Here is a 13,628-nt window from a genome sequence, read left to right as displayed (position 1 = left end):
CCGACTCAATTCACGCCAAGGCTTGTGAATTTCAGATAGTTGACCTGCAGTCCCTCAGCACGAGAGTCACCAATATTCACTACATCGGTGCTGATCACGGTGGGTGTTCCCGCATTCGGAAAACCAATCAATGAGCTGGGATTGGTTGTTGTTAATGCAGAAGTAGAAGCAGACAGATTGTAGGTACCGCCATAACCACACTTGTAATCGGTACCGGAACTTGCGGTACAAGATGTGGCCCCGCGATAGTATCGATCCCCTGTATTACCCTGCCCACCGCGTGGAGTGAAATCCCCACAGTTGCTTCCCCCTGGACAGTGATAAGTAGTTGATCCCGCTCTCACATCTGCCCCCGTCAACATATAGGCAAAGGCAGGAATGTTGGCGCAGCTCGTGCATTTACGAAAAAAAATTCCGTCGCTGGTATCGTTGTATTCATTTCTGGAAACAGGCTCTGTCACCGGCACCGCCGGACACCCCACACCGCGACAAGGGAACCAGTCGCCCCAGCGAGAGTAGCCATGGGTTGTGTTATAGCTATCAGGTAAGTTGGTTGAGCCCACAATCGCTTGATAGGCCCCCAGATTCGAACCCGGGGTATTTGCCAGCAGCGCCACCCGAGCCGTGATATAACCTGCATCAGCACTCTCAGCCACAGCAAAGGAATAGAAATGTTCCATGGCTGCATTAAGGGCATTACCGTGGGGAACGGAAGGATCCCGTAAGCGAGGAACTTCCAGAGTGAAGTTGCCATCGTTTGCGGGTACGGAATCCAGGATCAAGGCCTGGTAATAAAGCTGGCCCAGAGGAACGTATGCCTCCACATTTTTAAAGTGCAGACCTTCGTTACCATCAAAGCGCACAGGAAGCCCCACCACATCGCTCGGTGCTGAGATATCTTGCGCGGCAGAGAATCTGAAATCGCCCCTGAGGTGACTGTGATACATCAGGGCGAAGGTTTCATTTCCTGGTTGGGTAAACTGAAATAACCGGAATACTGAACCTGCGGCATTGCCCCGAATAATGGTCTGGCTTTTCAGAATGTCGCCAGTTCCCACCGAAAGATTGGTGTTATCCCCGCTTCTTCCGACTTCGATTTCACCCCAGAACGACAGGGTATAATTCGGCTGATTCGTCGGTGCGACATACTCATAAATTGTCTTGTCCGGATTACTCGGATCCTGGTTCAGCAGGGTTCCGTCATAGGCTATGCCCTGCGGAGAAAATGCACGGAGTACATAGGGGTTGTCGTGGGGAGAAAAGTCGGCGATGAGACCACCCCGTGGACAAGCCAACGTTGAAGCATCACAGCTCGTCCCGAACCCGTTGCTCCCATTTTCATCCCAATGAAAGCCTGTCGTTCCAGCTCCAGAAATGTTCACGCCATACCAGCGTAAATCCCCCCGCTGGAAAACGGTCCCTCCTGTAGGGTCGGAACCCACCTGCTCAAAATAGCTGGTCGGTTTCACCAGCCAGCGGAAGTCATCAAGGGCTAAGGCAAGTCCCGCACCACTGACACCCGCCATAGCGTCGTCATCCAGACGCTCTAGCGCCGCCATCCCGCTGAGGGGCAGCAGGACCAGGGCACCCAGCAGGGCGGTTCGTGCTGTGTCGCACACTTTACGTATGCGGTGATGAAACAACGTCATCCCGCGCTCTCCCGTATATTTTTACGTTATTATTATTCCCTATTAGTTAACACTTGTTCATAACTGGTCACTATAGGTCTACACACGTTGGCGCGCTTGACCTCATCCGGCAATTCTCATTAAGCGTTATTTTGTATACGCATTTTTATGTGATTGTTTTTTAAACAAATTGAGTACCCCCTCCTGAATGAGCGAAAAGGTCAGATCTGGATTTTTTCAGGCAATCGGTCTGCTGAAGGTGGCTCGAAGCCAGCATTTTTGCGGGGGGTGGGCGAACCTATCTACAACATACCCGCACAGCCGAACGCCCTGCGCCCACCTTGTGCATTGGTTCTCGCAGGTACGAGGTTTGGCCTTGGAGTAAACGGGGAGTCTTTGATTGAAGCTGAAGTGACGCCGCTGGCTTGTCGGGTATCAGGCTCAGGTGTTGAGCTTCTGCCGGCTATTTGCCGATACAGAAAGACGAGAAGATGCGCCCCAGGAGATCATCGGCAGTAAAGGCACCGGTGATTTCTTCCAGGGCTTTTTGTGCGGCACGCAGATCTTCGGCCAGCAGTTCACCCGCCGCATGGCCATGGAGCTGGTCCTTGCCATTGTCGAGCGCGGCGAGTGCCTGTTCGAGTGCATTGATGTGGCGGCGACGGGCCGAAAAGCGACTTTGCCCTTCGCCCTGGTAGCCTGCCACTTCCTTGAGATGCGATTTCAGTTCCACCAGACCATCGCCTGTGGATGCCGACAATATATAGGCGCCGTTTTTCGTTGGCCCGGTTGGCAAGCCCGACAAATCCGCCTTGTTGAGAACCACCGTGACAGGAAGATCCAGGTTTTCCAGCTGCTGTTGGCTTTGTGGTAGCAAGCTGTGGATATCCTGTGGGTCAATATCCTGTTCCCGGGAATCCACCATCACCAGCAGCCGGTCCGCTTTTTTCATTTCAGCAAAGGCGCGACGGATCCCTTCCTGCTCCACCACATCGGCACTGTCACGCAATCCTGCGGTATCAATAAGATTCAGCGGCATGCCGTCCAGCTGAATGGCTTCGCGCAATACATCCCGGGTGGTCCCGGCAATATCGGTAACAATGGCAGCATCAAAGCCGGCCAGGGCATTCATCAGCGACGACTTGCCGGCATTGGGTTTGCCGGCAATCACCAACGTCATACCCTCGCGGACCAACCGCCCTTGCCGGGCCTCATCCAGCACCCGCTCAGCCTGTTGATAAACCGCGTTCAGATCACCCGCCACTTTGCCATCGGAGAGGAAGTCGATTTCTTCTTCCGGGAAGTCGATGGCCGCCTCCACATAGATGCGCAGGCCGATGAGATCCTCGACCAGTTGATTTACTTCTTTGGAAAACGCGCCTTGCAGGGAATGCAGCGCAGCACGGGCGGATGCCTCGGTACCCGCATCGATCAGGTCGGCAATGGCTTCGGCCTGGGTCAGGTCCATCTTGTCGTTGAGGAAGGCGCGCTGTGAGAACTCTCCCGCCAGCGCCTGCCGGGCACCGGCATCGATACAGGCTTTGACCAGCAGATCCAGAATGACCGGGCCACCGTGGCCCTGGAGTTCTACCACCTCTTCACCCGTGAAAGAATGGGGTGCCGGGAAATACAGCACCAGCCCCTCATCAATCACTTCACCACCGGCATCCCGGAAACGGGCAAAGTGCGCCATGCGAGGTATCAATTCCCGGCTGCCGCACACGGTTCTGGCAATGGGCAATGCCTGAGGGCCTGACAGGCGAACCACCCCCACCCCACCCCGACCGGGAGCGGTAGCAATGGCAACGATGGTGTCCTGGGAAGTATTCGACATGGCGTGATTATAGGGATGAGCCATAGCTTGTTACCAGCGATGCCCGGAAACAAAGAAGCCGGTCAGAGACCGGCTTCTTGTCGTGCGTCAGGCATCCGGCGTCAAACCGTCATTAACCCTTCTCGATGTTACGGGTAATCACCCACTGTTGGGCAATAGACAGGATGTTGTTGGTCAGCCAGTACAGCACCAGACCCGCCGGGAACCACAGCATGAACACGGAGAACGCCACCGGCATCCACTTCATGACCTGGGCCTGCATAGGGTCGGCCGGGGTCGGGTTGAGGCGGGTCTGCAGGAACATGGAAGCCCCCATCAGGATCGGCAGTACAAAGTACGGATCCATCACGGACAGGTCATTGATCCACAGGAAGAACGGCGCCTGGCGCAGTTCCACGGACTCCAGCAACACGTAGTACAGGGAAATGAACACCGGCATCTGCACCAGCATGGGCAAACAACCGCCCAGCGGGTTGATCTTCTCGCGCTGGAACAGCTTCATGGTTTCCATCTGAGCTTTCTGGCGGTCGTTCTTGTTCTGCTCCTTGATGCGCTGCATCTCGGGCGCCACCTTGCGCATCTTCGCCATGGAGCGATAGCTGGTCGCACTCAGCTTGAAGAAGATGGCCTTGATGATGAAGGTCAGCAGGATGATGGCCACCCCCCAGTTGACCACGCCGAAGCCCACGTCGATATCCATGCCAAACACAGACACCTGGCCGCTCTGCAGGAACACCAGCAGTGCAAAGATGGGCTGGGCAATGAACCACAGCCAGCCATAGTCCACAGTCATGTCCAGACCGCCCGAGATCGCAGCCAGATTGTCCTGTTGCTTGGGACCGGCATAGAACTCAGCGTAAAGGGCTTTTTCTTCTCCGGGCTCCACCGTCACAGTGGGGCTGACGAAGCGCAGCAGGTACTGGTCGCGCTTGGGCAGATAGACACTGGAGTAGTGGTTGCGCTGTTGCGGATCGGGAATCCAGGCAGACACGAAATAGTGCTGAACCATGGCCAGCCAGCCGCCATTGACCGTCAGGTTGAGAGGCTCTTCCTGCATGTCGTCAAAGTCGAGCTTGTTATAGGGCTTCTCGGAATCCCAATAAGCGGCACCAAGGTAGGTCGGCATGGGTACAAAGCCGCTTTTTGACGTGCCCGGATCTTCGCTGCCGTCACGCTTGATCTGACCATAGAGCGAGCCGCTCCAGTCACTGTTTCCGCGGTTACGGATAATGTGGCTGACGCGCACCAGGTAGCTACCCTGTTCGAAGGTATAACGCTTGATGATTTCAGCGCCATTGTCCTGCTTGAGGGTCAGGTCCACGTTCAGTTCGCTGTCACCGTCGCGCAGAGCGTAGTTGCCAGAGGCAGAGGACCAGAGGGGACGTCCGGCGCTGGAGTCGGTGCCGTTTTTACCCACCAGCCCGCTCTGGGCCACATAGGTCAGCCCGGCGGCCTCCTGCATCAGCACAAAGGGCTGATCCGGGGTTTCTACGTGATTGGGAAACTCAGGCAGAGCCAGGCGGACGATATCACCGCCCTGTGGATCGATTTCAACACGCAGCACATCGGTGCTGACTTCAATCAGGCGAGCCGACGGTGCCGCCGCTGGAGTGTCGTCCACGACCGGCGCCTGGGCTGTGTCCACGGGAGCGTCAGGAACGGTGCCTTCTTCAGCCTGAGGAGCAGGCAAATCATCGCCTGGCAGGCCAGAGGTATCGGCAACCTGTTCAACCGGGGTCGGTGTGGCAGGGTTGGCATAATCCCGTTGCCAGGCCTGAATCATCAGGTAGGAGACAACGGCGATGCCGGTGATCACGAGAGCGCGCTGGATTTCCATAAATGGCTAGTCAGTGGCGTGAAAAACGGGCCGCAGTTTCTCAAGCTTGACTGCACTTAGCAAGCAGCTTGTCGAATAACTGACCGAGCTGGAGAGTGACTTCGGCAGGATCCGGGTGATCAATGCGGCCACGAACCAGCAAAATAATGTCCAGGCCAGCCAACTGATCCTGCCGTAAACGGAACTGTTCACGGGCACGGCGCTTGACGCAGCCTCGATCAACTGCGCGCTTGGCACGCTTGCGACCAATCACCAGACCCAATCTGGGATAGGGTTGGTCACAGGGGGTCGCCAATAACAAAAACGCCGCATTGGCCACCTTCCATTTGGGGTGGTCAAACACGGTCTGAAATTGGGAACCGGTAAGAAGTCGGTGTTGGCGGGTAAAGGCCAAGGAGCCGGGCACTGTTACCGCTGCCGGAGGGACGGGTAAAACGGTTGGCTTAGGCAGCCAACCGCTTACGACCCTTGGCACGACGAGCGGCCAGAATCTTGCGACCGTTCTTGGTGGCCATGCGGGCACGGAATCCGTGGGCACGCTTGCGCTTGAGTACGCTGGGCTGGAATGTACGTTTCATGTTCGCTTACCTGTGCTAGCAACAGCATTTCAGAAGGGCGGCAAGTCTATGGAATAGGTGAGCCACTGTCAATGGACTTTTCCTGGAGCGGTGCGGGTGAATCCACCGTTTTTTACCCGGGCGTAACCGACGGAGATTACGCGGTGCTGAACCGGGGTTTCTGGATCGTTTTTTCGTTTTTTTGCGGAGCTTCAATCGGCATGGCATTTCTGAAACGGACACTGTTAATAGAATTAAATTATTTAAGTATTTATTGATTGTATTAGTAGTTATAAGGGAAGGCGTTTTTTGTGGATAAGCAATTTAAGTGCTTATTATTCAGTGGGTTACCTTGATGATAAGTTGCGTATCACTGTGTGTAACCCCTGGGGAGGAGTGGGGGACGGCCTGTCATTAAATGTGGGTATAACTCATCCACTGAGTTGTCCACCGGCTTGTCCCTGCATCCCCTAACAGGGTTATGGGTATAGTTATCCACAGCGCAAACACGGAAAAAAAAGACCGAGAGCCTGTGGATAGATATGCGATCGTAGGGGTAGAATGGCTGGCTCGATTCGGGTTCACTCCCACATCATTCATTTCTTTCTGAGCAAGGCGGTTTTGTGTCTGAAGAGCTCTGGCAACGCTGTTTGACGCGGCTTGAAGATGAGTTGCCGTCACAGCAGTACAACATGTGGATTCGCCCGCTCCAGGTGGCCGCATCCGCAGATGGCGCCGAGCTGACCCTGTTTGCTCCCAACCGCTTTGTAGTCGATTGGGTACGGGACAAATATCTGGAGCGCATTGGCGAGGTGCTCGGGGAAATGCAAACCGGAGCCCTGCCTCATTTGCGTCTGGAGGTGGGTTCCAGCCGAACTGTCCCGGTGGCCCCGGCTCCTGCTCCGCAGGCCGCTAACAGCTCCACAGCTGCCCCAGGCGGCCCTTTACTGACACCGGAGCTTCCTGAGTCCCGTACCGTTGCGCCCCAGGGGGAAGTGGGCGGTGCCCGCAAGCATCGCAGCAATCTCAATACCGGCTTTACCTTTGCGACCTTTGTGGAAGGCAAGTCCAACCGTATGGCCGCTGCTGCGGCCCAGCAGGTGGCCGAGAACCCGGCCAGCCACGGTTACAATCCCCTGCTTTTATATGGCGGTGTGGGCCTCGGCAAGACCCACCTGATGCATGCGGTGGGTAATGAGCTGATTCGCCGCAATCCCAATGCCAAGGTGGTCTATCTACACAGTGAGCGCTTTGTGGCAGACATGATCTCCGCATTGCGTAACAAGACCATCAACGAGTTCAAGCGCTTCTACCGTAGTGTGGATGCCCTGCTGATTGATGATATTCAATTCTTTGCAGGTAAAGAGCAGTCTCAGGAAGAGTTCTTCCATACGTTCAATGCCCTGCTCGAAAACGGCCAGCAGATCATCCTGACGTGCGACAAGTTCCCCAAGGAAGTGGATGGTCTGGAGGAGCGATTGAAAAGCCGGTTCGGTTGGGGCTTGTCCCAGCCGATGGAACCGCCGGAGCTGGAAACCCGCGTGGCGATCCTCAAGAAGAAGGCCGAGGAAGCCAAGGTGGATCTGCCCAATGATGCTGCTTTCTTTATTGCCCAGCGAATCCGTTCTAATGTACGGGAACTGGAAGGGGCATTGCGCCGGGTGATTGCCCATGTGCGATTCACTGGTGCACAGATCGATATCGGCCTGATCAAGGAAGCACTCAAGGACTTGATTGCCCTGCAGGCACGCCAGATCAGCATCGACAATATTCAGCGTGTGGTTGCCGAGTACTACAAGATCAAGATCAACGATCTGTTGTCGCCTCGTCGTACACGCTCTGTGGCACGCCCCCGCCAGGTGGCCATGGCGCTCTCCAAGGAGCTGACCAGCCACAGCCTGCCGGAGATCGGTGAGAACTTTGGCGGCCGGGATCACACCACGGTGTTGCATGCCTGCCGCAAGGTGTTGGAACTGCGTGAGTCCAACCCCGAGATTGAAGAAGATTACCAGAACCTGCTGCGGACACTGACGTCCTGAGTAGAGAAACACAGTGGAAGGGCAAGCCCTGATAACCAGAACGGGAACGCGCGATGAAATTCTCAATCAATAGAGAACAGCTCCTCAAGCCGCTGCAGCAAGTCGCTGCTGTGGTGGAAAAACGGCAGACCCTGCCCGTGCTGTCCAATGTCCTGCTGGAAGTGGGGGACGGCCAGCTTTCCATGACCGGTACTGACCTGGAGCTGGAGCTGGTCGCTCGCCTGCCGTTGGAAGGAGAGCTGCAGCCCGGAGAAACCACGGTCCCTGCCCGCAAGCTGGTGGACATCGCCAAGAGCCTGCCAGCGGAAGCCGAGATCCGCTTCGAGGTGGATGGTGAGCGCATGCTGGTTCGCTCTGGCCGCAGCCGTTTCACCCTGTCTACCCTGCCCGCCTCAGAGTTCCCGAGCCAGGATGAAGACGCAACGGGCTCTACTCTGGATATCCAGCCTGGCGTACTCCGCAGCCTGATTGATCGTACTGCTTTCTCCATGGCCCAGCAGGATGTCCGTTACTATCTCAACGGGATGCTGTTCGAGCTCAAGCCCGGCCGCCTGCGTGCGGTTGCCACCGACGGCCACCGTCTGGCCCTGTGCGATGCCGAGTTGGAAGCACCGGTAGAAGAGGCTTCGGTAATCCTGCCGCGCAAGGGGGTGATGGAGCTGTCACGGATTCTGGGTGATGCGGGTGAAGCCGCACGCCTGACCATTGGCCGCAATCACGTACGCATCGTGGTGGGCGCAATCACGTTCACCTCCAAGCTGGTGGATGGCAAGTTCCCGGAATACGACCGCGTGATCCCGAAGGAAGGTACTCGCCACGTGATCGCTGATCGCGAAACCCTGCGTCAGGCGCTGGCTCGTGTGGCGATTCTCTCCAACGAAAAATACCGGGGTGTGCGCGTTCAGCTGGCGGAAGGCAGCCTGCGTATCGTGGCGAACAACCCTGAGCAGGAAGAGGCGGAAGAAGAAGTGTCCGTGGACTTCAATGGCCAGCCCCTGGAGATTGGGTTTAACGTCAGCTACCTGCTGGATGTATTGAACACCATGAATGGTACCCAGGCGGAACTGGAGATGGGTGATAGCAACAGCAGTGCCCTGGTATTCGATCCTGAAAGCAAGGCTGCCCTGTACGTGGTCATGCCCATGCGCCTCTGATCGCCATTGCGCTGCATCATCACGAAAGCCCGGCTGATGCCGGGCTTTTTTGTGTGGCTTGGTCTCTGTGGCTTGCAACCTTAGCAAGCAACGGCCTCCCGGCAAGGTATCGCTAATTATCGACGCGCCAGGTCTGTTCGATTCTCCTTACCTGATGCGACCTGGCCCACACTTCCTTCCAGCTGCCCATTCTTGCAGGTCGGACATACCGTTTTGGTGAGCGTTTCTTCTCTCTTTACGGCTGTGGATAGCTCTGTGTGTAAGGTGTGTGCGGTTGTGGATGGTTTTGTTGTTGGGGTGGCGCTGTTGCTGGGGTTTTCAGGTCAAAAACAGGCAACTCCCCTCCCCCTGCGATACAATCGGGCTTCACTTCTTATGGTCTTTACGGCTGCCGACAGGATCCGGGATATATGCTGAGTCGTCTCCAGCTGGGAGATTTTCGCAACTATCGTCATGCTGACGTGAGCCTGTCCCCCTCTCTGAATGTGATCCTGGGTGATAACGGTAGTGGCAAGACCAGTCTATTGGAGGCGGTCTACTTTATTGGCAGTGGCGGTCGATCCTTTCGAGGGGGGCGATTGTCGCGCCTTGTTCGTGATGGAGCAGATGCGGCCACACTCTATGCGGAGGTGATGGCCGAGGAGCAGCTGCACCGCCTGGGGGTCCGCAGAACCCCGGGTGGTATTGATGCGATCAAGCTGGATGGTCAAACCCCAAAAGCCCTTAGTGAGGTCGCTACCCTTCTTCCTGTCCTCGCCCTCCACCCTACTTCCGTTGAGCTTGTGTTTGGTGCTTCCGCGCTACGCCGTCGTTTCATGGATTGGGGAATGTTCCACGTGGAACATCAATTCATGCCTCTCTGGCGGCATGCATCAGCGGCCCTGAAGCAAAGGAATGCATTATTGCGTTCAGGCTCAATAAACCCTCGAGAATTGGGCTTCTGGGATCAGCAACTGGCTGAGAGTTCTGATAGAATCGAAGGGTTACGCAGAGGCTATCTGGGTGCGCTGCAGAGCGGTTTGAATCAGGTGATGGAGGTACTGTCTCCGGAGCTCAAAGTCCGCATACAGCTGCAAACAGGACTGCAGAAAGACGAAACCACCCTGGATGCGTTACTGCGTTTAAGGCAGGACGATATTCGCCGGGGCTTCAGTCAGGCAGGCTTCCATCGTAGTGATATCCGTATTGCCATTGGTGATGTGGTGGCCCGGGATCGTGTTTCCCGTGGTCAGGCCAAACTAATGGCCTATGGATTGATGCTGGCGCAACTGCCTTTGATTAGTGATGCCGGCAAGGTATGTACCCTGCTGGTGGATGATCTGGCCGCAGAGCTGGACGAGGAACACCGTAATCGGTTGCTCGGCTATCTTGCCGGCACAGGACACCAGACATTGATTACAGCCCTGGATGAACCTTCCTGGGCTGCAGTGGTGAATGACAATAACGCACTACAGACGGTGGAAAGCAGAATGTTCCACGTGGAACATGGCCGAATCGGGCCGCTGACGCCAACCGGAAGTGAATAAGGAAAGAACATGGCGGAGAAAAATTACGATTCATCCAGCATTAAGGTGCTGAAAGGGTTGGATGCTGTTCGCAAACGCCCCGGCATGTATATCGGTGACACGGATGACGGCACCGGCCTCCATCACATGGTTTTTGAGGTGGTGGATAACTCTATCGATGAAGCTCTGGCGGGTTTCTGCTCCGAGATCAGGGTGGTGATTCACCCGGACGAGTCAGTATCCATTCAGGATAATGGCCGTGGTATTCCGGTGGATATCCACGAAGAAGAAGGCGTGTCCGCCGCTGAGGTTATCCTTACGGTCCTTCATGCCGGCGGTAAATTCGATGACAACACCTACAAGGTGTCCGGTGGTCTCCACGGTGTAGGGGTGTCCGTCGTCAATGCGCTCTCAGAAGAACTGAAACTCACGATTCGCCGTAACGGCCAAGTGCATGAGCAGATCTATCGCCACGGCGTACCCGACAAGCCTCTCGAAGTGGTAGGTACCACCGAGAGCAGCGGCACCAGCGTGCACTTCCGCCCTTCTTCCGAGACCTTCAGCAATATCAAGTTTCACTACGATATCCTGGCCAAGCGTCTGAGGGAATTGAGCTTCCTGAACTCCGGTGTTCGTATTCATCTCAAGGATGAGCGCAGCGGCGAAGAGGAAGTGTTTGAGTATGAAGGCGGCCTGAGCGCCTTTGTCAGCTACCTGAATGTGAACAAGACTCCGCTGAACCAGGTCTTCCACTTCCAGTATGACCGCGAAGAAGACGGTATCTCGGTGGAAGTGGCCATGCAGTGGAATGACTCCTACCAGGAGAACATTTTCTGCTTTACCAACAATATTCCCCAGCGGGATGGTGGTACACACCTGGCCGGTTTCCGCGGTGCCCTCACCCGCACCTTGAACAATTACATGGACAAGGAAGGGCTGCTCAAGAAGGAAAAAGCCAATCCATCTGGTGATGACGCCCGTGAAGGTCTTACTGCGGTGATCTCCGTGAAGGTGCCGGATCCCAAGTTTTCCAGCCAGACCAAGGACAAACTGGTGTCCTCGGAAGTGAAAGGCGCGGTAGAGCAGACCATGGGTGAGCTTTTCCAGGACTACCTGCTGGAAAACCCGGGTGAAGCCAAGGCCATTACCCAGAAAATTATTGATGCAGCACGTGCCCGTGATGCGGCGCGTAAAGCGCGTGAAATGACCCGTCGTAAGGGGGCACTGGATATTGCAGGTCTGCCCGGCAAACTAGCTGATTGCCAGCAGAAAGATCCGGCTCTGTCTGAACTCTACATTGTGGAGGGTGATTCTGCGGGTGGGTCTGCCAAGCAGGGCCGTGACCGCAAGAACCAGGCGATTCTACCGTTGAAGGGCAAGATCCTTAATGTGGAGAAGGCGCGCTTCGACAAGATGCTCTCTTCCCAGGAAGTGGGCACCCTGATCACTGCGCTGGGTTGCGGTATTGGCCGTGATGAATACAACATCGACAAGCTCCGCTATCACCGCATTATCATCATGACGGATGCGGACGTGGATGGTTCCCACATCCGCACCCTGCTCCTCACTTTCTTCTTCCGCCAGTTGCCGGAGCTGATTGAGCGAGGCTACATCTACATTGCTCAGCCTCCACTCTACAAGGTGAAGAAGGGTAAGCAGGAAACTTATATCAAGGATGATCCGGCCATGGAGGAGTACCTGACGGCTCTGGCGCTGGAAAAGACAGCCTTGTTCCCCGGGAACGACGCACCGCCGATCAGTGGTGAGCCGCTGGCTAACCTGATCGCGGAATACCGCAATGTTATGAAAATTGTTGATCGCCAGTCCCGCGTCTTCCCCGAGGAAGTTCTGGAGCAGATGATCTACATGCCGTCTTTGAGTGAAGACAGCCTGAGAGATCAGGCGGGCATGGAAAGCTGGTGCGAAACGCTGGGCAAGCGTGTGGATGCGATTACCGATGCAACTCAGACGTTTACCATTACCGCCATGAAGGATGAGGAGCGCGGTCTGTTCCTGCCACGTGTGCAAGTACTCGCTCACGGTGTACCCCGTGAATATCGTGTGACTATCGATTTTCTGCAGTCGCCTGACTACCAGAAGATCAAAGCGTTGGGGGAAACCCTGGAAGGCTTGCTGGAAGACGATGCCTACATCCAGCGCGGTGAAACCCAGCGTCCCATTCGACATTTCGCGGATGCTCTGGAATGGCTGATGGTACAGGCGCGTCGTGGTACTGCCATTCAGCGCTATAAAGGGCTGGGTGAGATGAACGCAGACCAGCTGTGGGAGACCACCATGGATCCCGAGAGCCGGCGCATGCTCCAGGTGACCATCGAGGATGCGATCGCGGCAGACCAGATCTTCACCTGTCTCATGGGTGATGACGTGGATCCTCGTCGTCAGTTCATTGAGTCCAATGCGCTGCAGGTATCCAACCTGGACGTATAAACGCCAGAGGCTGGATGCTTGACGCAGGACGCTTAAACAAAAAAAGCGAACCCATTGGGTTCGCTTTTTTATTGCCTTAAGCGTTTGGCCTCAGGCGTCTGGGGTCATGCGTAATTTATACCGCAAAATCTTCCAGCTTGGCGCCTTTGGACAGGGCGTCCTGCAGCCACAGGGGACGCTTGCCGCGGCCGGTCCAGGTGTTGCTGCTGTTCTTCGGATCACGGAATTTAACGGCAGCCGGTTTGCGTGCGCCTGCTTTTTTCTTGGTGGTGGTTTTCTTGCGAGTGGATTTCTTTTTCTCGCCGGTGCCCTTGAGCAGATCCTGAGGATCTACGCCCAGTTCCTTGGCCATCTTTTCCAGCACTGCCTGGGCATTTTTCAGCTCAGCCTTACGCTTTTTGTCCAGAGCAGCTTCCGCTTGCTTGATCAGTTTTTCCAGTTCGTCGATGGAAAGTGCATCAAGATTGATGGTCATTACTTTTCCCTTAATAAGTAGTCATTAAACTGCGCGGGTGACTCTAGTTATTTTAATAAGGGATAGCAATAAGGGCTTCGTTAAAATCGTGTTAGCTACGAGCTACGCTTGGATCAGGAAAACTAAAAAAGCTCCCGGGTTTTTATAGAAG

Annotated in this window: 10 protein-coding genes; 4 read left to right on the top strand and 6 right to left on the bottom strand. The window is 55.5% G+C overall.

Features of this window, described 5'->3' with window-relative positions; genetic code table 11:
• Positions 1–5 precede the first annotated feature (5 nt).
• The 5 genes from GFN93_RS02875 to rpmH all read right to left on the bottom strand — a co-directional run bounded on the left by GFN93_RS02875 (position 6) and on the right by rpmH (position 5,877).
• Positions 6–1,649 (bottom strand): hypothetical protein, encoded by a 1,644-nt coding sequence (locus tag GFN93_RS02875; RefSeq protein ID WP_153498909.1) that lies wholly within the window; start codon positions 1,647–1,649, stop codon positions 6–8.
• 442 nt (positions 1,650–2,091) lie between these two features.
• Complete coding sequence (mnmE, locus tag GFN93_RS02870; RefSeq protein ID WP_153501792.1) at positions 2,092–3,462, bottom strand: tRNA uridine-5-carboxymethylaminomethyl(34) synthesis GTPase MnmE; 1,371 nt, start codon at positions 3,460–3,462, stop codon at positions 2,092–2,094.
• Positions 3,463–3,574: 112 nt separating this feature from the next.
• On the bottom strand, positions 3,575–5,299 hold the full coding sequence (yidC, locus tag GFN93_RS02865; RefSeq protein ID WP_153498908.1) for a membrane protein insertase YidC: 1,725 nt from the start codon (positions 5,297–5,299) through the stop codon (positions 3,575–3,577).
• A 40-nt stretch (positions 5,300–5,339) separates the two neighbouring features.
• Positions 5,340–5,705 carry a ribonuclease P protein component gene (gene rnpA, locus GFN93_RS02860; RefSeq protein ID WP_328594166.1) on the bottom strand — a complete coding sequence of 122 codons (366 nt, stop codon included), beginning with the start codon at positions 5,703–5,705 and terminating at the stop codon, positions 5,340–5,342.
• Between the two features lie 37 nt (positions 5,706–5,742).
• On the bottom strand, positions 5,743–5,877 hold the full coding sequence (gene rpmH, locus GFN93_RS02855) for a 50S ribosomal protein L34 (protein ID WP_011590025.1): 135 nt from the start codon (positions 5,875–5,877) through the stop codon (positions 5,743–5,745).
• A 602-nt stretch (positions 5,878–6,479) separates the two neighbouring features.
• On the opposite strand from rpmH, the gene dnaA reads away from it, so the two are divergent.
• The 4 genes from dnaA to gyrB all read left to right on the top strand — a co-directional run bounded on the left by dnaA (position 6,480) and on the right by gyrB (position 13,002).
• Entirely contained in the window at positions 6,480–7,895 is a 1,416-nt protein-coding gene (gene dnaA, locus GFN93_RS02850) for a chromosomal replication initiator protein DnaA (protein ID WP_328594161.1), read from the top strand.
• Positions 7,896–7,948: 53 nt separating this feature from the next.
• Positions 7,949–9,049 carry a DNA polymerase III subunit beta gene (gene dnaN, locus GFN93_RS02845; RefSeq protein ID WP_153498907.1) on the top strand — a complete coding sequence of 367 codons (1,101 nt, stop codon included), beginning with the start codon at positions 7,949–7,951 and terminating at the stop codon, positions 9,047–9,049.
• Between the two features lie 410 nt (positions 9,050–9,459).
• A complete protein-coding gene (recF, locus tag GFN93_RS02840; protein WP_153498906.1) occupies positions 9,460–10,575 on the top strand; it encodes a DNA replication/repair protein RecF in 1,116 nt (371 codons plus the stop codon).
• A gap of 9 nt (positions 10,576–10,584) precedes the next feature.
• On the top strand, positions 10,585–13,002 hold the full coding sequence (gyrB, locus tag GFN93_RS02835) for a DNA topoisomerase (ATP-hydrolyzing) subunit B (protein WP_153498905.1): 2,418 nt from the start codon (positions 10,585–10,587) through the stop codon (positions 13,000–13,002).
• A gap of 115 nt (positions 13,003–13,117) precedes the next feature.
• Here gyrB and GFN93_RS02830 read toward each other — a convergent pair whose 3' ends face one another.
• A complete protein-coding gene (locus GFN93_RS02830) occupies positions 13,118–13,477 on the bottom strand; it encodes an H-NS histone family protein (RefSeq protein ID WP_153498904.1) in 360 nt (119 codons plus the stop codon).
• Between the last annotated feature and the right edge of the window lie 151 nt (positions 13,478–13,628).

Origin of the sequence: Alcanivorax sediminis (genome assembly GCF_009601165.1) — a bacterium.
Classification (GTDB): domain Bacteria; phylum Pseudomonadota; class Gammaproteobacteria; order Pseudomonadales; family Alcanivoracaceae; genus Alcanivorax; species Alcanivorax sediminis.
The sequence above is the reverse complement of the archived record's forward strand: the minus strand, read 5'-3'. Positions and strand labels throughout refer to the sequence as shown.

Bases quoted from the DNA above. Each gene is read 5' to 3' on its own strand.
- GFN93_RS02875 (WP_153498909.1), bottom strand. From the start codon at position 1,649: ATGACGTTGTTTCATCACCGCATACGTAAAGTGTGCGACACAGCACGA.
- mnmE (WP_153501792.1), bottom strand. From the start codon at position 3,462: ATGTCGAATACTTCCCAGGACACCATCGTTGCCATTGCTACCGCTCCC.
- yidC (WP_153498908.1), bottom strand. From the start codon at position 5,299: ATGGAAATCCAGCGCGCTCTCGTGATCACCGGCATCGCCGTTGTCTCC.
- rpmH (WP_011590025.1), bottom strand. From the start codon at position 5,877: ATGAAACGTACATTCCAGCCCAGCGTACTCAAGCGCAAGCGTGCCCAC.
- dnaN (WP_153498907.1), top strand. From the start codon at position 7,949: ATGAAATTCTCAATCAATAGAGAACAGCTCCTCAAGCCGCTGCAGCAA.
- recF (WP_153498906.1), top strand. From the start codon at position 9,460: ATGCTGAGTCGTCTCCAGCTGGGAGATTTTCGCAACTATCGTCATGCT.
- gyrB (WP_153498905.1), top strand. From the start codon at position 10,585: ATGGCGGAGAAAAATTACGATTCATCCAGCATTAAGGTGCTGAAAGGG.
- GFN93_RS02830 (WP_153498904.1), bottom strand. From the start codon at position 13,477: ATGACCATCAATCTTGATGCACTTTCCATCGACGAACTGGAAAAACTG.